Source organism: Pseudomonas sp. NPDC079367, from assembly GCF_044542195.1.
Classification (GTDB): Bacteria; Pseudomonadota; Gammaproteobacteria; order Pseudomonadales; family Pseudomonadaceae; genus Aquipseudomonas.
On record NZ_JBITTW010000003.1, the window covers coordinates 233,962 to 251,349 of the forward strand.

Below are 17,388 nucleotides of genomic sequence, written 5' to 3' on the forward strand. Positions count from 1 at the left end.
TTCTGTGTTGTCCCTGCGCATTCGCGAGCAGTTCAGACATCAACTCCTCGGGTCGAGCCCCGCTCGATCAGCAACGGTGCGAAATCCACCACCCGTGCCGCCGCATCATCCCCACGCAAACGCTTGAGCAGACACTCAAACGCTCGCGCGCCAATTTCCTGTGTAGGCTGCGCCAGCGCAGTAATCCCGCTACTCACCAACGGGTACCAGTCGAGATCATCCAGGGCGATGAGCCCGACATCCTCGAACAACCGGCAACCCATTTGGTGCAACGCCGTCGTCGCGGCTAACGCTGCCACACCATTGGCGCAAAACAGCGCTTTCGGCCCGGCATTGGTGTTGTTCATGAACGTCTGAAGTTGGCTCGCCAGATCATCATCAGTTTCAACAACTGCCCCGGTTAACCCTGAGCGCTGAGCGATCTGCGCCTGAAAACTGCTGACCCGCTCGACCCGCGAACTGGTGCCGTCAAATGGTTCGGTGACCAGCAGAAGATCCCGATAGCCACGCTGTTCAAGGTGTGCGAGTGCCATCTCAACCGCTTGCGGGTTGTTCAACCCGACCATGTCGCTGTCGATGCCTTTGACCTTGCGATCCACCAGCACCAGCGGCATCTCGCGGCGCAGCTCGTGCAATTCGTCACGATGGTGGCCCAGCGTGTTCACGATCAGCCCCTCGATGTTGTACGAGCGCAGGAGCGCCAGATGCTGGCGCTCCTGCTCGTCATCGCGATCGGTGTTGCACACCACCAGACTGTAGCCGTGCGCACGGCAGGCGGTTTCCACCCCGTGCATCACGGCAATCGAATAAGGGTTACGGATATCGGCGACCAGCATGCCGATCAGGCGCGTACGCCCGCGCTTCAAGCCACGGGCCATTTGGTTGGGGCTGTAGCCGAGTTCGTTTATGGCCTGCTCGATGCGCAAGGCGATTGCATCGGAGAGCAGCGCGCGGTCATCGCCGATAAAGCGCGAGACACTGGCCTTTGACACGCCAGCGCGTTCGGCAACATCAAGCATGGTCACGCGGCTGCGCTGGGCGGCGGAAAAGTCGTTCACAGGCTGAAACCTTGTTATTGGATTTATAGGTTTAGGAGCAATGGCTGCTCTGAAACCGGTTTCAGGAAACACCAGAAACAAATCTGTCGTCAAGTAAATGATCACCCGGGCGGCATCTGATACCGACGGACGGGTGATTCGCTAACCAAACAAACCGGCGGCGATATTGATGGAAAAACCCAGAATCGCAGTGTTGAACACAAAGCCGATCAGCGACTGCGCCAGGACGATTTTGCGCATGCCCCGCGTTGCGACGCCTACATCCGAAGTTTGCACAGCGACGCCGATGGTGAAGGAGAAGTACAGGAAATCCCAGTAATTGGGCGTAGTCAGCCCTTCGGCGAAACGCAGTGCCGGCTCCTTGCCGTCCCAGGTGTAAAACAATCTGGCGTAGTGCACGCAGAAAATCACACCAATCAGCAGCCATGAACCGATCACCGTTAGTGCGGTGAACGCGTAATGCAGCAGTTTCTGGCTGCTATCCAGGTCCTTGCTGCCGGCCAGTTCGAGGGTAATGGTGGCCAGGCTCGCCAGCGCGGCAATGCACACCACGAACAGCACCAGGCCGGCGTTCTCGTCTTCGACTTCAGCGATGCGTTTGACGTCTGGTGCCTTGGCGCGCACGGTCAGCCAGAGCATCAGGATCAGATAAGTCCAGACACCCGCGTTCCAGCCGCTGAGGATTTTGCTGACGATGGAATCGGCAGGGACCAGCAGACCGGTGGCAAGACCGAGCAGGGCGGCAGCGGAAAGGCGAGGGTGGGTGCGGGCGAGGAAGCGCATGGTGACTCACGTTGGTGAACTGTCAGCGCACCATAGCGCAGGCGATCCGGCTTTTGTAGGAGCTGCCGAAGGCTGCGATCTTTTGATCTTTTAAAAGCAAAGTCAAAAGATCGCGGCCTTCGGCCGCTCCTACAATTGGATCAGTGCTATTTGGTAAATCGTTGTACGAGCTTCATGACCACGACGAAGAACACCGGCACAAAGATAATCGCCAGCGTCGCCGTAATCATCCCGCCGATCACACCCGTGCCGATCGCCTGCTGGCTCGCCGAGCTGGCGCCGGTGGCAATGGCCAACGGCACCACGCCGAGAATGAACGCCAGCGAGGTCATCACGATCGGCCGCAACCGCAAGCGCGCTGCCTGCAAGGTCGCGTCGATCAGGTCGTGCCCCTCGTCATACAGGCTCTTGGCGAACTCGATGATCAGAATCGCGTTCTTCGCCGACAGGCCAATGATGGTGATCAGGCCAACCTTGAAAAACACATCGTTGGGCATTCCGCGCAGCGTCACCGCCAACACCGCGCCGAGTACGCCCAAGGGCACCACCAGCAGCACCGAGGTCGGAATCGACCAGCTCTCGTACAACGCCGCCAGACACAGGAACACCACCAGCAACGACAGGCCCAGCAGAATTGGCGCCTGATTGCCGGACAGGCGCTCCTGCAGCGACAGACCGGTCCACTCCTGGCCCAGGCCTTTAGGCCCCAGCGCTACCAGACGCTCGACTTCGGCCATGGCCTCACCGGTGCTGTGCCCCGGCGACGGTTCGCCGGAGATCGCAATGGCCGGGTAGCCGTTGTATCGGGTCAACTGCGCAGGCCCTTGTATCCAGTTGGCCTGAACGAAAGCCGACAGCGGCACCATGTTCCCGGCGTTATTGCGCACGTGCATTTTCAGCAAATCATCTACCTGACTGCGCTGATCGCCTTCGGCTTGCACGACCACGCGCTGCATGCGGCCCTGATTGGGAAAATCGTTGATGTAGCTGGAACCCACCGCCGTGGACAGGACATTGCCGATGTCGGCAAACGACACACCCAGGGCATTCGCCTGCTTGCGGTCGACGATCAACTGCACTTGCGGCGCTTCGGCCAGGGCGCTTTCACGGACGTTCATCAATACCGGACTTTTCTCCGCAGCGGCGAGCAGTTCCGTGCGCGCTTGCATCAACGTCGCATGCCCCAGACCGCCGCGATCCTGCAGGCGAAACTCGAAACCGCTGGAAGTGCCGAGGCCATCCACCGGCGGCGGTTGCACCGAAAAGGCCATGGCGTCCTTGATCTGGCTCAGGGCAGCATTGGCGCGGTCGGCAATCGAGCTGGCGGCATCGTCACTGCCACGTTCAGACCAATCCTTGAGTGTCGAAAACGCCAGCGCTGCGTTTTGCCCGCTACCGGAAAAGCTGAATCCGAGAATGACCACGCTGTCACTGATTCCCGGCTCACCGGCGTTGTGCGCTTCGAGCTGTTCAGCCACTTGCACGGTACGGTTCTTGGTCGCGCCGGGCGGCAGCTGGATATCGGTGATGGTGTAGCCCTGATCTTCGGTCGGCAGAAACGAAGAAGGCAGGCGCGCGAAACAGATTCCGAGTCCAATCAGCAGGACGACGTAAATCAGCAAGTAGCGACCGGTGCGCTTGAGCGCGTACCCGACCCAACCCTGGTAGCGATCGGTCAACCGCTCGAAACGGCGATTGAACCAGCCAAAGAAACCGGACTTTTCGTGGTGCTCGCCCTTGGCAATGGGTTTGAGCAATGTCGCACACAGCGCTGGCGTCAAGGTCAGGGCGAGGAATGCCGAGAACAGAATCGAGGTGGCCATCGACAGTGAGAACTGCTGATAAATGACCCCGACCGAACCCTGCATGAAGGCCATCGGAATAAACACCGCAACCAGCACCAGGGTGATGCCGATGATCGCCCCGGTTATCTGCGTCATCGCCTTGCGCGTGGCGTCCTTGGGCGACAAGCCCTCGCTGGCCATGATGCGCTCGACGTTCTCCACCACAACGATGGCGTCATCCACCAGAATGCCGATGGCCAATACCATGCCAAACATGGTCAATACGTTGATCGAGAAGCCCAGCGCCAGCATGGTCGCAAAAGTGCCCATCAACGCCACCGGCACCACCAGTGTCGGGATCAGGGTGTAGCGCACGTTCTGCAGGAACAGGAACATCACCGCAAACACCAGCAGCATCGCTTCGCCGAGGGTATAGATCACTTTGGTGATCGAGACTTTGACGAACGGCGAAGTGTCGTAAGGGATCTTGTATTCCACGCCGGCCGGGAAGTAGCGCGCCAGTTCATCCATCTTCGCCCGCACCAGCGTGGCAGTGTTCAGTGCGTTCGCGCCCGGTGACAGTTGCACGCCGACGGCGGTAGATGGCTTGCCGTTCAGACGGGTGCCGAACTGGTAATCCTGACTACCGATCTCGACCCTCGCAACATCACCGATGCGCACCGTGGAGCCGTCGCGATTGGCCTTGAGCACGATGTCGGTGAATTCCTGCGGTGTCGACAATTGGCCTTTGACCAGAATCGTCGCGGTGATTTCCTGCTTCGAAGGTGACGGCAGGTCGCCGATGCTGCCGGCCGAGACCTGCGCGTTCTGCGCGACGATGGCTTCATTGACATCAGCCGGCGTCAGGTTGAAGGCGATGAGCTTCTGCGGATCGATCCAGATGCGCATGGCTCGCTCGGCGCCGTACAGCTGCGCTTTGCCGACCCCGTCCAAACGTTTGATCTCGTTCATCACGTTGCGCGCCAGATAATCGCTGAGCGCCACGTCATCAAGTTTGCCGTCGCTGGAGGTCAGGGTGATCAGCAACAGGAAACCGGAAGAGACTTTCTCCACCTGCAAACCCTGTTGATTGACCGCTTGCGGCAGGCGCGACTCGACCACCTTGAGGCGGTTCTGTACATCGACCTGCGCCAGCTCGGGATTGGTACCCGGTTGGAACGTTGCTTTGATCGTCGCGCTACCGAGGCTGCTTTGCGATTCGAAATAGAGCAGGTGGTCAGCGCCGTTGAGCTCTTCCTCGATCAGGCTGACCACGCTTTCATCGACGGTCTGCGCCGAGGCGCCGGGGTAGACAGCATAGATTTCGATTTGCGGCGGTGCGACGTCGGGGTATTGCGCGACCGGCAACTGCGGAATGGCCAGCGCACCGGCCAACAGGATGAACAGGGCGACTACCCAGGCGAACACCGGGCGGTCGATAAAGAACTGCGGCATAAAAGAGCGTCCTGCTTACTGACCAGCGTTCTGGGCAAGTGGAAGAGGGGTTTCGTCGATCTGTACTTTTTCCCCGGGACGGGCGTGTTGCAGGCCTTCGATGACGATACGATCGCCGGGCTTCAGGCCGCCGGTGACGATCCAGCGATTGTTCTGCACTGCACCCAGTTGCACCGGTTGCTGCGCCACGCGCATTTGCTCATCGACGGTCAGCACTTGAGCAATGCCGGCGCTGTCACGCTGCACTGCGCGTTGCGGCACGGTGATGCCGTTCTGGATGGTTGCCTGCTCAAGGCGAACGCGGATGAAACTGCCCGGCAGCAGGTCAAGATCCGGATTGGGAAATTCGCTGCGAAGGATGATCTGACCCGTGCCCGGATCGACGGTGATGTCGCTGAACAGCAGCTTGCCGGGCAAGGGATACAGACTGCCGTCATCCTCAATCAGCGTGGCCTTGGCCTGATCCTGGCCGACTTGCTGCAACTGCCCGGAACGGAACGCACGTCGCAGTTCATTGAGTTCTCGGGTCGATTGGGTCAGGTCGGCATGGATCGGGTCGAGTTGCTGTATCAGCGCCAGCGGCGTGGTTTCGTTCTGTCCGACCAGCGCACCTTCGGTGACCAGCGCGCGACCGATACGCCCTGAGATCGGCGCGGTGACGGTGGCATAACCGAGGTTCAGCTTCGCCCGTTCCAGCGCTGCCTTGCTGGCGGCGACGTCGGCGGCAGTCTGGCGGGCAGCGGCGCGGGCGTTGTCGTAGTCCTGACCGCTGATGGCCTGGTCCTCGATCAACTGCGCATAGCGTTGCTCTTGCAGTTTTGCCTGGAAGGCGTTGGCCTCGGCTTTGCGCAGCGCAGCTTCTGCGCTGTCCAGATCGGCCTTGAACGGCGCCGGGTCGATGCGGAACAGCACGTCACCCTTTTTCACGTCGCTGCCTTCGCGGTAGGTGCGCTGCAACACCACACCGGCGACTCGCGCACGCACTTCGGCCATCCGTGGCGCGGCGATGCGCCCGCTCAACTCGCTGCTGATCGATAGCGGCTGGGTTTTGACGGTCTCCACGCGAACCGTGGCCGGTGATGCTTGCTCTTCGGCATTCGAGGACGAATCACACGCGCTCAGCGTCAGCGCCAATGCGATCAGGCCGAGCCCGGCCAGCAATTTTCCAGACATGTACAACCCCCAATATTGAAGGCCGCATCCTACGGCCAGTCGGGGAGGTTAGCGGTGAAGCTTTGTAGCTGCTGTGTGAAATTGTGTAAGGGTTTTGCTCAGGAGCGGGCGGGGGCGTATATCCTGCGGTCCTTGAATTCTTTTGTGACGGTTAAACCACTTTCGCGCTGCCAGATGTGTTTGCGAACAATGCAAAACCCATGTGGGAGCGAGCTTGCTCGCGAAAGCGGTCTGACATTCACCACAGCAATATGTGGAACACCCCATGCCCAACATCCTCCTGGTCGAAGACGACACCGCCCTCGCCGAACTGATCTCCAGCTATCTGGAGCGCAACGGCTATTCCGTCAGCGTCATTGGCCGTGGCGACCATGTGCGCGAGCGGGCGCGCATAAGTCCGCCGGATCTGGTTATTCTCGACCTCATGTTGCCGGGCCTCGATGGTTTGCAAGTGTGCCGCTTGTTGCGCGCTGATTCGGCGACGCTGCCGATCCTCATGCTGACGGCTCGCGACGACAGTCATGATCAGGTGCTGGGCCTGGAAATGGGCGCTGACGACTACGTCACCAAACCCTGCGAGCCCCGGGTGCTGCTGGCGCGGGTGCGCACGTTGTTGCGGCGTAGCAGCCTCGGCGAACCGCTGGCGGTCAATGACCGCATTGTCATGGGCAATCTGTGCATTGATCTGTCCGAGCGCACCGTGACCTGGCGCGATCAAGCGGTTGAGCTGTCCAGCGGCGAATACAATTTGCTCGTAGTGCTGGCCCGGCATGCCGGCGAAGTGTTGAGTCGCGATCAGATTCTGCAGCGCCTGCGCGGTATCGAATTCAACGGCACCGACCGCTCGGTGGATGTGGCGATTTCCAAACTGCGGCGCAAGTTCGATGATCACGCCGGCGAGGCGCGCAAGATCAAGACCGTGTGGGGCAAGGGCTATCTTTTCAGCCGCTCCGAGTGGGAATGCTGAGCTGATGTTTCGCATCCTGTTTCGCCTGTATCTGGTGACGATCGTCTCCTATAGCGCGGCGATCTATCTGGTGCCGGATCTGGTGGTGATGGTCTTTCGCGATCGATTCGTCACCTACAACCTGGAGTTTTCCCGAGGTCTGCAGTCGCTGATCACCAAGCAGTTCCATGCCGCGCCGCAAGAGCAGTGGCCGGCGATTGCTGCGGCGATGGACAAGGAATTCCAACCGTTGCACATCGTCCTGACGCCAATTGATGACCCGGCGTTTACGCCCATCGAGCAGGAACGTCTGCACCGTGGTGAAAACGTCGTGCGCATCGGCGACTGGGGCTGGCGGACGCTGGCGGTGACTCCGTTGAATGCGGACATGGCCGTGCGCATGGTCGTGCCGCCCGATCCGGTTGACGTCGATCTGTTGTACTGGAGCATCAATGTGCTGATCGGCGCCATGTTGCTCGGCTGCCTGTTGCTCTGGCTGCGGCCGCACTGGCGCGATCTTGAGCGCTTGAAAGGCACCGCCGAACGCTTCGGCAAAGGCCATTTGAGCGAGCGGACCAAAATCGCGCCGAGTTCGAACATTGGCAGCCTGGCCAACGTGTTCGACACCATGGCGGGCGATATCGAAAACCTGCTCAACCAGCAACGCGATCTGCTCAACGCTGTTTCCCACGAGCTGCGTACACCGCTGACGCGTCTGGATTTTGGCCTGGCCCTGGCGTTGTCCGAAGACCTGCCCGCCGCCAGCCGCGAGCGTTTGCAGGGCCTGGTCGCGCATATCCGTGAGCTGGATGAATTGGTGCTGGAATTGCTTTCCTACAGCCGCTTGCAGAACCCGGCACAATCGCCCGAGCGCATCGAGGTGTCGCTGGACGAGTTTATCGACAGCATTCTTGGCAGTGTCGACGAGGAGCTGGAATCGCCAGACATTATTATTGACGTTCTGCTGCACGGTCAGCTCGAACGATTTGCACTGGATCCGCGCCTGACTGCCCGGGCCATTCAGAACCTGTTGCGCAACGCCATGCGCTATTGCGAAAAACGCATTCAGATTGGCGTGCAGGTCATCGCCGGTGGTTGTGAAATCTGGGTCGACGATGACGGCATCGGCATTCCCGACGACGAGCGCGAGCGGATCTTTGAACCCTTCTATCGACTTGATCGCAGCCGTGATCGCGCGACAGGTGGTTTCGGCCTTGGCCTGGCGATCAGCCGTCGCGCGCTCGAAGCGCAGGACGGTACGTTGACCGTTGAGAGCTCGCCCTTGGGTGGAGCGCGATTCAGGCTGTGGTTGCCGGCCACGGCCTGAATCTCCTAACGGATATCAGATGATTGAATCAGGCTGACGCCGGCCTCTTGCATCCGCGTAATGGCGGCCGCAAGCGAACCGTCCAGATCAATTGCCCGACAAGCATCCACCACCACACAGGCATTGAAGCCCGCCGCCCGCGCGTCCAGCGCCGAAAACATCACACAGAAATCCAGGGCCAGGCCAACCATATAAACGGTGTCCACGCCACGCTCTTTCAAATAGCCGGCAAGCCCGGTGGTGGTACTTCGGTCCGCTTCGAGAAAGGCCGAGTAGCTGTCGATGTCGGGGTTGCAGCCCTTGCGGATGATCAATTGCGCGTGCGGTAAATCCAGTTCTGGATGCAACTCGGCGCCGGCGCTGGCTTGTACACAATGCTCGGGCCACAGCGTCTGTGGGCCGTAGGGCAATTGGATGACCTCGTAGGGCTGCCGTCCGGGATGACCGGATGCAAACGAGATGTGCCCACTTGGGTGCCAGTCCTGAGCAATCACGACTTGCTTGAACTGGCGCGCGAGCCGGTTGATCAGCGGCACAATCCGCTCACCTTCAGGCACCGGTAATCGGCCGCCGGGAATGAAATCGTTCTGAACGTCGATAACCAGTAATGCAGCGCGGGACGAAATTGGCACAGGGAGATCTTCCTGAGAATAAAAACCTTGGCCAGTCTAGCAGGGCTCCTGTCAGCCGCTGGTCTGCAATACGCACTGCTGGGTTTTACTGTCCCAGACCTGGCCTTTCGGACACTCAGGCTTTTTCACGGCGTCACTTTCATCGACGGCGAAAACAGCAGGGCTGGACAGGGCGGCGACCAGCAGCGGGACGGCGAACAACATTTGACGGATATTCATGGTCAATCTCCACTTTCATCCGCTTGGAGCGGAAGTTGTTGTGCTCTTTTGCAGTGACTGGTCAGTCATTCGGAAGATTCAAATTTGTGGGGCCAGGCGGACGCCTTCGTGCCTGATTCGCGCCGGTCTCGGATCCCGCGAACCACCAGATATAACAGCGGCCCTATCGAAACGAACACTGCCGTCAGCAGCAAATACGGCACCACCGACCAGACCGATCGGCCGCGACCCTTGGCGTCCTTGACCATCCACACCCCGGCGAGCGTCGCCAGCAGATACAGATCGATCACCACCTGCGCGGTGTCTGGCCGCGACATAAGGCTGATGCCGAAGTCGATCAGTGATTGTTCAGCCTGGAGCATTACCGAAACGGTGTAGCCGCTGAACGCGAGCAAAGCGCTGAGAGGCAGGGCGATGGGCATCATGCTTTCCTTCCTTGGTGTGATGAGCAGAATCGCCAGCCTACCGGCGCGACGCACAATTGACCATTGACTTGTCCTCCGCCGGCAGGCTAATTTCCAGCCCATGACTTTCATCGTATCGCGCTGCCAGCCAAGCATTATTACCGCCATTCCTCATTTGGCGGGCTAGCTCACGACTGCAGCACCCAACCCGCCCTAGAGGCGGGTTTTTACTTTCTGTCTCCGGGGTACTGAAAAATGTCAGGAGACGACCATGCCGCACAGCCCCGACCAGCAAGCACTGCTTGAGCACTACGTGAAAAAGATCCTGGCTGCGCCGGTTTACGACATTGCGCTGCGTACACCATTGCAGTCGGCGCCGGCGTTGTCGGAAGTACTGGGCAACCGGGTTCTGCTCAAGCGCGAAGATCTGCAACCGACGTTCTCTTTCAAAATTCGTGGTGCCTACAACAAGCTCGTGCAACTGAGCGATGAGCAGAAAGCTCGGGGAGTAATCACTGCATCGGCAGGTAATCATGCGCAAGGTGTAGCGCTGGCGGCGCGGGAGTTGAACATTGCCGCGACGATCGTCATGCCGTCCACTACTCCTGAGCTCAAAGTACTGGGCGTGCGCAGTCACGATGCTAAAGCATTGCTGCACGGCGAGAGCTTCCCGTTTGCCTTGGCTCATGCGCTGCAATTGGCCGAGCAGACGGGGTGCACGTTCGTTTCACCGTTCGATGACCCAGACGTGATCGCCGGCCAAGGAACCGTGGCCATGGAGATCCTGCGGCAGCATCAAGGCGCGCTGGACGCCATTTTCATCCCGGTTGGCGGCGGCGGCTTGATCGCCGGCATCGCGGCTTACGTCAAATATTTGCGCCCGGAAGTGCGGATCATCGGCGTTGAGTCTGAGCATTCGGCCTGCCTGCAGGCGGCTTTGCGCGCGGATGAGCGTGTGGTTTTGCCCAGCGTTGGTACTTTCGCCGATGGTGTGGCAGTGGCGCAGATCGGCGCGTATGGCTTCGAAGTTTGCCACTTCTGCGTAGATGAAGTGATCACGGTCAGCAACGATGAACTCTGCGCCGCGATCAAGAACATCTACGACGATACCCGTTCGATCACCGAGCCATCCGGTGCCCTGGCAGTAGCGGGGATCAAGCAGTACGTCGCGCGCAGTGGCGTTCGCGGTCAGATTCTCATCGCCATCGATTCAGGGGCGAACATCAACTTCGACAGCCTGCGCCATGTTGCCGAGCGCGCCGCTGCTTGCGGCGTGCCGGCGTGATGTTGATCAGGGCAGCAACGGGCGCAGAAACGTGCGCTCGTAACTGACAATGAATTTCTTCTCGACCAGATCGGCTACCAATGCGGTGCTTTCCGAGTCGGTCATTGCGATATGCCGATAGCTTTCGTAATCGGCCAGCGACGGGAAGCTGAACAGGCAGTAAGCGATGTTGCTCGCGCCCTCGGATGGCAGAAAGTAGCCGTGATGGGTGCCGCCCAAACGCTCAACAATGTCGAGCCAGGCTATGGCATAAGCTTCGAACGCGGCTAACTGATAAGGATCGATCACATATCTGACGTGGCAAGTAATCAAGGGCTGGGCTCCGGTTATTCCTGCAGGGCGGTGCCGACTTTGTCCGACGCCGACCAGATGCGATAGCGCACTTCGACGTCCGAAGGCGCGTACACCACGACTGGCAATTTGCTGTTGTAACGCAACATGAAGCCGTCACCGACGACCGGAACGAAAGCTCGTTTTTTCTGACTGCCGGGTGGGCAGGCCATCATCGTGCTCATCGGGCCGATGACCTTTTCCAGGCGATAGAACGGATAGCCCCAGCCTTGCAGGTTCTTTTCGTCGAGAACACCGCCCAGACGTTGACGGTTGCAATCCACTTCCAGAGTTTTGCCAGCGAGAATTTCAACCTGGAAATTCTCTTCCTGCTCTTGCTTGGGCAGATGGATGACCTGTCGGGTAAACCCGGCTTCGGCTTTGGGATACGGCGCCACGTCTTCGAGCTTGGCGGCGTGGGCGAGGGTGGCAAGGTTGGCGATCAACAGGCCAGTGATCGCGCAAATGCGTAAGGAATTCATGGAAGCCTCCGTGCGGGTTGAATTGCAATGGGAGACATTCTTGCCGTCATAGACTTCGAAAGCAAATTCGCTCAGAGATTGCAGATTGCAGGGGACGGATGGTCGGTTCATGCATTTTGCAAATAGCAGGATACTGGCCACTTTTCCAAGTGCTTGATTTTGAAGGAAGCAAAACGAACCGATCAAAGGCACGTTTTATGCGTGCTCTCGGTGAGGCGCACCGGATTTGGGCGCCTACACTCCAATGGGCATTTCGCAGTACCACCACTTGCCGCACCAAGGAAACAGCGGGGGCACACCCGCGAAGGCGCAGCAAAGGGTCAGCGTGAATACTTGATTGGCAATCGCACAGAAAGGAGAGGGTTCGCCATGTTTTTATCTGCCTTGGAACTACGCAACATCATTGAAAGCAGCTTCCTGCCGAAACGCTGCCAGTGCACGCTGTCACCCGACTTGTCGATGTCCGTCAAAGTTTTTAGCGACCATCGAACCGACCAAGCCGATCTCTACGTCAGCGGAATCGACGCCAGCCGATTGAACAGCTGCCGTGAAATCAACAATCTGGTCGCAGGCCTGCGTTCAGATCTCGCTCAGCAAACCAGTACACATCAAACCAGCGCTCGTTCTCGAGCCGTTTAACCGACCGGTTCACCCAGTTCGACCGTCACGCGCCGGGCCTGTACAAAACCAAGGCCCAGCGCGAACTCGACCAGCACCGCGAGCAAAATCCCGGGGCCGACATGGCCATTGAGCCATTCGCCAAAACCCAACGCCGCCAAACCGAAACAGCCAACGATGAAACCATTGCTCAGTGCACTGCGTGCTGCTGAGGGCGGAGCATTGCGCAGCAAATAAAACATCACCCCCAACGCCGCAAACAGCACCGCGCTGCGCCGAGCGACTACGCCGGTGCCATCCGAATAACCGATACTCCAGATCGCCAGCAACACCTCCGGAAAAAATCCCCAGACCAGCGCCAGCAGAAAACACAGGATTGAAGTGAAGCTCGACAACGTGCGGAACGACAACTGCATGGCCAATCCTTGCGGCAGTAGTGAAGGCCCTGAGCATACCCGCCGAAACCACCCCACGCCTACGGCCAACCGGAAATTCAGAATCGTCTGTCAGTTCTGCTGACTGCATGCGTCAGACAATTTCCTGTAGCTGATTTGTGCGGGCTTGCCGGTGTCGTCGATGTATTTCATGTCGGCAGTGATGACTTTGCATTTCAGGGTCGGCGGTTCGGTTAGCGAAAGTACCTTCGCCACGTGGAGTGGCATGCCGTATTGGTAGGGTGTTTGATTAGATGTGGCGGAGGTGTCGTTGGCTTGGGCCAGTGCGGCGTATGAGCAGCAGGCGAGGGTGGCGGTGAGCAGGAAGGGACGAATGTTCATGAGAGGACTCCAGCGTAACGGATAGGCGCCCGGGCAAGAAGCCGGGCGAGCCTGCCGCACTGGGCTTCAGCGGGGCAGAGCTGAGGGTGTGCGGTGGTATGGAGTCTCTGACTGTGGCGTTAAGGCTGAGTTAACCGCGGTGAATATGAGCTGCGCTATTCACGGTTGCTTTTAGTCGTATTTTCGCGGAATGAGTTTTTATCAAGCGTAGTTGCAGACCACGTGAGCTCTATTTTATTACCGGGAAGAAAGTAAACATGCAGCGTGTCGTCCCCAGCCTTGCGCTTTGGCATAGGCATTAGTTCTTCATGTCTTTCTATTTTCATTCCTTGATCCTCCTGAGCTTTCGACATGCTCAGGATCCAAACTACCTTCGCAGTGTCGCCGGACATCTTCGAGCAACAGGTCACGCCACCATTTCCTCCCCAGTTGTCATTTACCCAATAGCTACCTACTGGCCTGTTCATATAATTGTGGGAGGTGAGAGCAGTGCCGGATATTCGGGTTTTGCTGTAAATATATAGTCCCACGAAAAATACCGCGAGAATCAGAATTACGATTGCTGAAGATCGGCGTTTCCATCGTCGTTCATTCGAGCTATTCATAGTCAGCGACATCAATGTTCCCTGTGTCATTTTACAAAGCGATGTTATATAGAAATTGAGAATTCAGTCAGACAGCTGCTCATTTGACCAAGCGCTTATCAACAGCCCGGATCATAACCGAGAGATGCGGCAATGGTTACTCTTCGCCAGACCAGTACCAGATAGTTTCGCCCCATTTGGAATCACTGAATCTTGGCATAATCTCGCCTTGCTGGAAATGTTGTCTTGAGTCAGTTTTTGCAGGAGTAAACCAGTAACCAGCTTTACTGCAGGCTTGGCCGCCGTCGATTCGCGACACTTGAGAATTATTGGTTGGCTGATAGGTGCGTGCGTATTCGACTAGATCCTTTGGATAAACCATGTGGTTTATTTTGCTGTCGTCAATACCGTATAGAAACGCAACGGCGCCAGCCTCGAAAGCCCAGTATCCAACATAGTTTCCTTCCTCTCCCTGAAGGTGGGTGTCATGCCAAGGGGCCTGTTTGAAAGCTGGATACCATTGGCTACAGAATTTCTTGAGAAGGTCCGAAGCTTCTTCTCCTGTATCTGCATAAATCGCTTGAATTAGAAGAGAATAAACCTCGTGATACCACTGATCTACATCTGTTCGGTCAGGCAGGATTTTGCAGAGCAAGTCTTCATATAGTGTGTCGTCACCGGCATATCCCGCATTGTCGAGCAGTCTTACGAATCGCTTAAGGAGGTCTGTGCGATGAAGCAAAATACATAGACTGATAACTTGCACGCATTCTTCATATTCATGCACCCAATCATCAATGGCTAACGGTGATATTTCGGGTAGGTTTTCAGATTTCGCTAGCGTGGCCTGCCTAAGCTCATACTTTTCAACTAAATTTTCAAGGAGGGGAATCAAAGACTGAATCTCTTCTCCCGCCGTATAAGTCGCGGTCAACTTGCGAAGTGTCAAACGCTGAATAAATCTCGCGCGGATTGTTTGTTCGCCTTCTGGAGTGTCGGATTTGAATATAGTGGTTTTCAGAAGCTCAGTTGCTTCGTCGTGCTCTCGTAAAAAGTTTTTATAATGAGCTTCGCTAAAGAATTTTTGTCTTTTAGTCATTTTTTTACACCTCTAGCTTAAGCGAATTTATTACGCCATACTTCTTTGTTAATGATTTTTTACGTTTATTGACAAAACTCTTCACTTCAACTTCCGAATAGTGGAACGCTTTATGGTTTTCATGAGTCGATTCGTTTGTATTGTTAAGGCGAGCGCTAGCGTGTTCCTTAGGGCTGGAGCTGATGTGGTAGAGAGGGGTGTAAAACAAATGGCGACTATACGAGCCAGCTACTTGCAGTTGTAGCGAATATCCCGATACCGCTTTCTCCAGATTTTCCTCAATCCATTCGTCACTCATCTGCACGAGTATTCTTTTCATTTTTTTAGTTGTAGGTTTCTCACTTTTTTGGGCGTGAGTTTGTTTCTTGCCTTTGTTGATTTTTCTCTTGGTTGCAGCGATGGCTGTGGGTTCGGCGTTTTCGGCAGGTTCTATGAGTTCACTCGGTTCCGTGAGCCCAGAAACACCTAACTTCGATGCGACCCCTGGCTTTCTCGTATTATTCAGTTTCCGCATGAACTTCGGTGCATCTTCATCACGGCTTGCCTTTGCCTCCACAATGGCGAACTTTTCGCCGCCATTGTTTGCGGGATTAGCCCGCCAAACCGCGTCTATCCCGGTGCCGTTAGCACCGTCCGTGAGCTTGTACAACATATGTTTGGCCTTGGGACTGCCGCCCGCCGAAAGTTTCCCCAACTTGCTTGCGCTTGGCACTCCCTCAAGCCACTTACCGTCAGCGCCCTTGTCGTGTCCATCCCAGTCCTTGCCCCAGCCAAACTCCACGGCACAGATGTAGTCGGCGATGTGCTCGCCGCTGACACCCAAGCCCTCGTTCAAAATGCTGGAAGGAGCCTGAAGACCAACTTTGGAGGCTTCGACCTGATTGGAGTGAGTGCCACTGGCACCGTCTGTGCCTTTGGCTGCAACGGCGGCATCTTTGTTCGCAGGTTTTTCCGCTTTTTTCGGATGGCTTGAACCGGAGGAGGCAGCAGAGCTGTTGCGCTGCATGCCTTTCCATTTGACCAAGCGCTTTTCAACAATTGCGACCATGGCCGGCATGTTGTCGCGGGAGGCGGCAAGGACGGTGACGACTGAGGTCTTTGCCCAGTTGGGCAGGCTTTGAAAAGTCGAAGAGCCTTTTACGCCGGTGATGATTCCGTCGAGTTCGGCGCGCAGCTTGCCGGCGTCGAATATCTGCTTGAGCAGTTCTTCCGGGCTGGTTTTGATGCCGCACTCTTGCAGAACGAAGCGCAGCAGGTCGAACAACACCGGGGCGTAGCGTTGTGGGTCTTTGTTGACGATTCGCAGGCTCTTTTTCAGGCCGTCGCCGGGACCGGGGATCCAGCCGATGACGGCCATCAGCAGGTCGAATTGCGCATCTTCCTTGCCATCGGTCGACTCTGCGTTGTAGAGGACGATGGAGGATTCGATGGTGTCGTAGGCGTCAATGGCCTGTCCCAGAAACGGCACTGCGCCCAGCGCGATACCTTTCGCCAGTTCAACTGCAGCCTCTTGATAGGCGGCGCTACGGTCTTGGCCACCGTCGTTTGCGCTTTCAGCTACTGCCTCGCTCATGTCAGCCTCCCTGCGGCTTTCTCCACCAGTGCCTGTAAATCGACCTGATTCGGGTCGAGCCCGAGTTTGCGCAGGTCTTCGTTAACCTTTTCATCCGAGTTCTGCACGACCGCCACGCTTTCACGGGTGAATGGCCGCGGGTCCTCACCGTAATAAACCTTGGCCGGGCCTTTCGGGACGTCCTCAAGGCGGGCAAAACCGTCATTGTCCAGCACACCTTCGCGAGTTGAACCATCTGCAAACTCAACGCGGTAAGAGGCACCAGGGACAGGCTCAAGGTTGTCGTAATGCAAATTTAGTTCAAGCCACGTCGGATTGGCTTTGGCCGTATCCATCAGTCTGCCGGCGGCGTCCACCGCCGCGAGCCCTGGAATCAAAGGCGTCAGAATCCCAATCCCTGCCCCCACCCCCGGCGCACCACCGGTATTTACCTTCACCTCTGCGCCGCTAATCGTGACACCACCCGCATCCACCTTCACAAAACTCCCGCCTGCCTTGGCCGTTAGTTCCATGCCACCCTCAACCACCACCTTGTCACCAGCGTGATAGTGAATCTCCGTCCCAGCCTCCACAAACTGGCCAGTCCCCACCTTCACATGCTGCGTCACACCCACCGTCAGGTGATCATCCGCGCGCATTTCGCTGATGCGGTCCAGATGGGTGATGCGGTGTTCTTCGACCTTGAACTCGCTCAAGACGTTAGCTTCAACAGTGTCATGCCGTTCGTTGCCGACGCGGATTTTCTGGTCGTGTTCGATGTTTTCATCCCAGTCGCGCTGGGCGTGGATGTAGATCTGTTCGGCGCCTTTTTTGTCTTCGATGCGGAATTCGTTGTAGCCCTTGCCGCCCGGGGAGCTGAG

The 17,388-nt window shown here is 57.3% G+C and carries 18 protein-coding genes and 1 pseudogene; 4 read left to right on the top strand and 15 right to left on the bottom strand.

What is annotated here, in order from left to right; all coding sequences use genetic code 11:
* Positions 1-32 precede the first annotated feature (32 nt).
* The 4 genes from ACIGDJ_RS07210 to ACIGDJ_RS07225 all read right to left on the bottom strand — a co-directional run bounded on the left by ACIGDJ_RS07210 (position 33) and on the right by ACIGDJ_RS07225 (position 6,253).
* Positions 33-1,058: a LacI family DNA-binding transcriptional regulator gene (locus tag ACIGDJ_RS07210; protein WP_101157240.1), complete on the bottom strand. Its 1,026-nt coding sequence runs from the start codon at positions 1,056-1,058 to the stop codon at positions 33-35.
* Positions 1,059-1,199: 141 nt separating this feature from the next.
* Entirely contained in the window at positions 1,200-1,841 is a 642-nt protein-coding gene (locus tag ACIGDJ_RS07215; RefSeq protein WP_313001556.1) for a DUF1345 domain-containing protein, read from the bottom strand.
* Between the two features lie 146 nt (positions 1,842-1,987).
* The gene (locus ACIGDJ_RS07220) at positions 1,988-5,080 is read right to left on the bottom strand and encodes a multidrug efflux RND transporter permease subunit (RefSeq protein WP_397478462.1); all 3,093 of its coding nucleotides are present in this window, start codon (positions 5,078-5,080) and stop codon (positions 1,988-1,990) included.
* 15 nt (positions 5,081-5,095) lie between these two features.
* Positions 5,096-6,253 carry an efflux RND transporter periplasmic adaptor subunit gene (locus ACIGDJ_RS07225; RefSeq protein WP_101157246.1) on the bottom strand — a complete coding sequence of 386 codons (1,158 nt, stop codon included), beginning with the start codon at positions 6,251-6,253 and terminating at the stop codon, positions 5,096-5,098.
* Positions 6,254-6,518: 265 nt separating this feature from the next.
* Between ACIGDJ_RS07225 and ACIGDJ_RS07230 the strand changes: the two genes are divergently transcribed.
* On the top strand, positions 6,519-7,220 hold the full coding sequence (locus tag ACIGDJ_RS07230; protein WP_016774890.1) for a response regulator transcription factor: 702 nt from the start codon (positions 6,519-6,521) through the stop codon (positions 7,218-7,220).
* Between the two features lie 4 nt (positions 7,221-7,224).
* A complete protein-coding gene (locus tag ACIGDJ_RS07235) occupies positions 7,225-8,526 on the top strand; it encodes an ATP-binding protein (protein ID WP_397478461.1) in 1,302 nt (433 codons plus the stop codon).
* Positions 8,527-8,531: 5 nt separating this feature from the next.
* Here ACIGDJ_RS07235 and pncA read toward each other — a convergent pair whose 3' ends face one another.
* The 3 genes from pncA to ACIGDJ_RS07250 all read right to left on the bottom strand — a co-directional run bounded on the left by pncA (position 8,532) and on the right by ACIGDJ_RS07250 (position 9,802).
* Positions 8,532-9,158 (bottom strand): bifunctional nicotinamidase/pyrazinamidase, encoded by a 627-nt coding sequence (gene pncA / locus ACIGDJ_RS07240; protein ID WP_397478460.1) that lies wholly within the window; start codon positions 9,156-9,158, stop codon positions 8,532-8,534.
* A gap of 51 nt (positions 9,159-9,209) precedes the next feature.
* Positions 9,210-9,377 (bottom strand): hypothetical protein, encoded by a 168-nt coding sequence (locus tag ACIGDJ_RS07245; RefSeq protein WP_157830861.1) that lies wholly within the window; start codon positions 9,375-9,377, stop codon positions 9,210-9,212.
* 65 nt (positions 9,378-9,442) lie between these two features.
* Complete coding sequence (locus ACIGDJ_RS07250; protein WP_313001889.1) at positions 9,443-9,802, bottom strand: DUF2834 domain-containing protein; 360 nt, start codon at positions 9,800-9,802, stop codon at positions 9,443-9,445.
* A 250-nt stretch (positions 9,803-10,052) separates the two neighbouring features.
* Between ACIGDJ_RS07250 and ilvA the strand changes: the two are divergent.
* Positions 10,053-11,042, top strand: a pseudogene (gene ilvA / locus ACIGDJ_RS07255) (threonine ammonia-lyase, biosynthetic); the annotation flags it as partial.
* Between the two features lie 30 nt (positions 11,043-11,072).
* Here the strand turns inward: ilvA and ACIGDJ_RS07260 are convergent.
* Positions 11,073-11,378 carry an NIPSNAP family protein gene (locus ACIGDJ_RS07260; protein WP_101157256.1) on the bottom strand — a complete coding sequence of 102 codons (306 nt, stop codon included), beginning with the start codon at positions 11,376-11,378 and terminating at the stop codon, positions 11,073-11,075.
* Between the two features lie 14 nt (positions 11,379-11,392).
* Entirely contained in the window at positions 11,393-11,878 is a 486-nt protein-coding gene (gene eco / locus ACIGDJ_RS07265; protein WP_101157258.1) for a serine protease inhibitor ecotin, read from the bottom strand.
* Positions 11,879-12,247: 369 nt separating this feature from the next.
* Between eco and ACIGDJ_RS07270 the strand changes: the two genes are divergently transcribed.
* Complete coding sequence (locus ACIGDJ_RS07270; RefSeq protein ID WP_313001533.1) at positions 12,248-12,517, top strand: DUF1652 domain-containing protein; 270 nt, start codon at positions 12,248-12,250, stop codon at positions 12,515-12,517.
* On the opposite strand, the gene ACIGDJ_RS07275 is transcribed toward ACIGDJ_RS07270, so the two are convergent.
* From ACIGDJ_RS07275 to ACIGDJ_RS07300, 6 genes are all read right to left on the bottom strand, one after another.
* A complete protein-coding gene (locus ACIGDJ_RS07275; protein WP_313001529.1) occupies positions 12,514-12,912 on the bottom strand; it encodes a hypothetical protein in 399 nt (132 codons plus the stop codon). The genes ACIGDJ_RS07270 and ACIGDJ_RS07275 overlap by 4 nt on opposite strands.
* A 90-nt stretch (positions 12,913-13,002) precedes the next feature.
* Entirely contained in the window at positions 13,003-13,272 is a 270-nt protein-coding gene (locus tag ACIGDJ_RS07280) for a DUF2790 domain-containing protein (protein WP_313001527.1), read from the bottom strand.
* A 155-nt stretch (positions 13,273-13,427) separates the two neighbouring features.
* The gene (locus tag ACIGDJ_RS07285; protein WP_313001523.1) at positions 13,428-13,889 is read right to left on the bottom strand and encodes a hypothetical protein; all 462 of its coding nucleotides are present in this window, start codon (positions 13,887-13,889) and stop codon (positions 13,428-13,430) included.
* A gap of 124 nt (positions 13,890-14,013) precedes the next feature.
* Positions 14,014-14,955, bottom strand: coding sequence for a PoNe immunity protein domain-containing protein (locus ACIGDJ_RS07290; protein WP_313001520.1), 942 nt, complete (start codon positions 14,953-14,955; stop codon positions 14,014-14,016).
* A 4-nt stretch (positions 14,956-14,959) separates the two neighbouring features.
* Entirely contained in the window at positions 14,960-16,528 is a 1,569-nt protein-coding gene (locus ACIGDJ_RS07295) for a hypothetical protein (RefSeq protein WP_178081152.1), read from the bottom strand.
* On the bottom strand, positions 16,525-17,388 hold an 864-nt coding region (locus tag ACIGDJ_RS07300), incomplete at its 5' end, for a bacteriophage T4 gp5 trimerisation domain-containing protein (RefSeq protein ID WP_397478459.1). The genes ACIGDJ_RS07300 and ACIGDJ_RS07295, both read right to left, overlap by 4 nt.

Excerpts from the sequence above, each read along its gene's own strand:
- ACIGDJ_RS07235 (WP_397478461.1), top strand. The coding sequence starts at position 7,225 with ATGTTTCGCATCCTGTTTCGCCTGTATCTGGTGACGATCGTCTCCTAT.
- ACIGDJ_RS07270 (WP_313001533.1), top strand. The coding sequence starts at position 12,248 with ATGTTTTTATCTGCCTTGGAACTACGCAACATCATTGAAAGCAGCTTC.
- ACIGDJ_RS07285 (WP_313001523.1), bottom strand. The coding sequence starts at position 13,889 with ATGTCGCTGACTATGAATAGCTCGAATGAACGACGATGGAAACGCCGA.
- ACIGDJ_RS07280 (WP_313001527.1), bottom strand. The coding sequence starts at position 13,272 with ATGAACATTCGTCCCTTCCTGCTCACCGCCACCCTCGCCTGCTGCTCA.
- eco (WP_101157258.1), bottom strand. The coding sequence starts at position 11,878 with ATGAATTCCTTACGCATTTGCGCGATCACTGGCCTGTTGATCGCCAAC.
- ACIGDJ_RS07220 (WP_397478462.1), bottom strand. The coding sequence starts at position 5,080 with ATGCCGCAGTTCTTTATCGACCGCCCGGTGTTCGCCTGGGTAGTCGCC.
- ACIGDJ_RS07275 (WP_313001529.1), bottom strand. The coding sequence starts at position 12,912 with ATGCAGTTGTCGTTCCGCACGTTGTCGAGCTTCACTTCAATCCTGTGT.
- ACIGDJ_RS07230 (WP_016774890.1), top strand. The coding sequence starts at position 6,519 with ATGCCCAACATCCTCCTGGTCGAAGACGACACCGCCCTCGCCGAACTG.
- ACIGDJ_RS07290 (WP_313001520.1), bottom strand. The coding sequence starts at position 14,955 with ATGACTAAAAGACAAAAATTCTTTAGCGAAGCTCATTATAAAAACTTT.
- ACIGDJ_RS07245 (WP_157830861.1), bottom strand. The coding sequence starts at position 9,377 with ATGAATATCCGTCAAATGTTGTTCGCCGTCCCGCTGCTGGTCGCCGCC.
- ACIGDJ_RS07225 (WP_101157246.1), bottom strand. The coding sequence starts at position 6,253 with ATGTCTGGAAAATTGCTGGCCGGGCTCGGCCTGATCGCATTGGCGCTG.
- ACIGDJ_RS07295 (WP_178081152.1), bottom strand. The coding sequence starts at position 16,528 with ATGAGCGAGGCAGTAGCTGAAAGCGCAAACGACGGTGGCCAAGACCGT.
- ACIGDJ_RS07250 (WP_313001889.1), bottom strand. The coding sequence starts at position 9,802 with ATGATGCCCATCGCCCTGCCTCTCAGCGCTTTGCTCGCGTTCAGCGGC.
- ACIGDJ_RS07215 (WP_313001556.1), bottom strand. The coding sequence starts at position 1,841 with ATGCGCTTCCTCGCCCGCACCCACCCTCGCCTTTCCGCTGCCGCCCTG.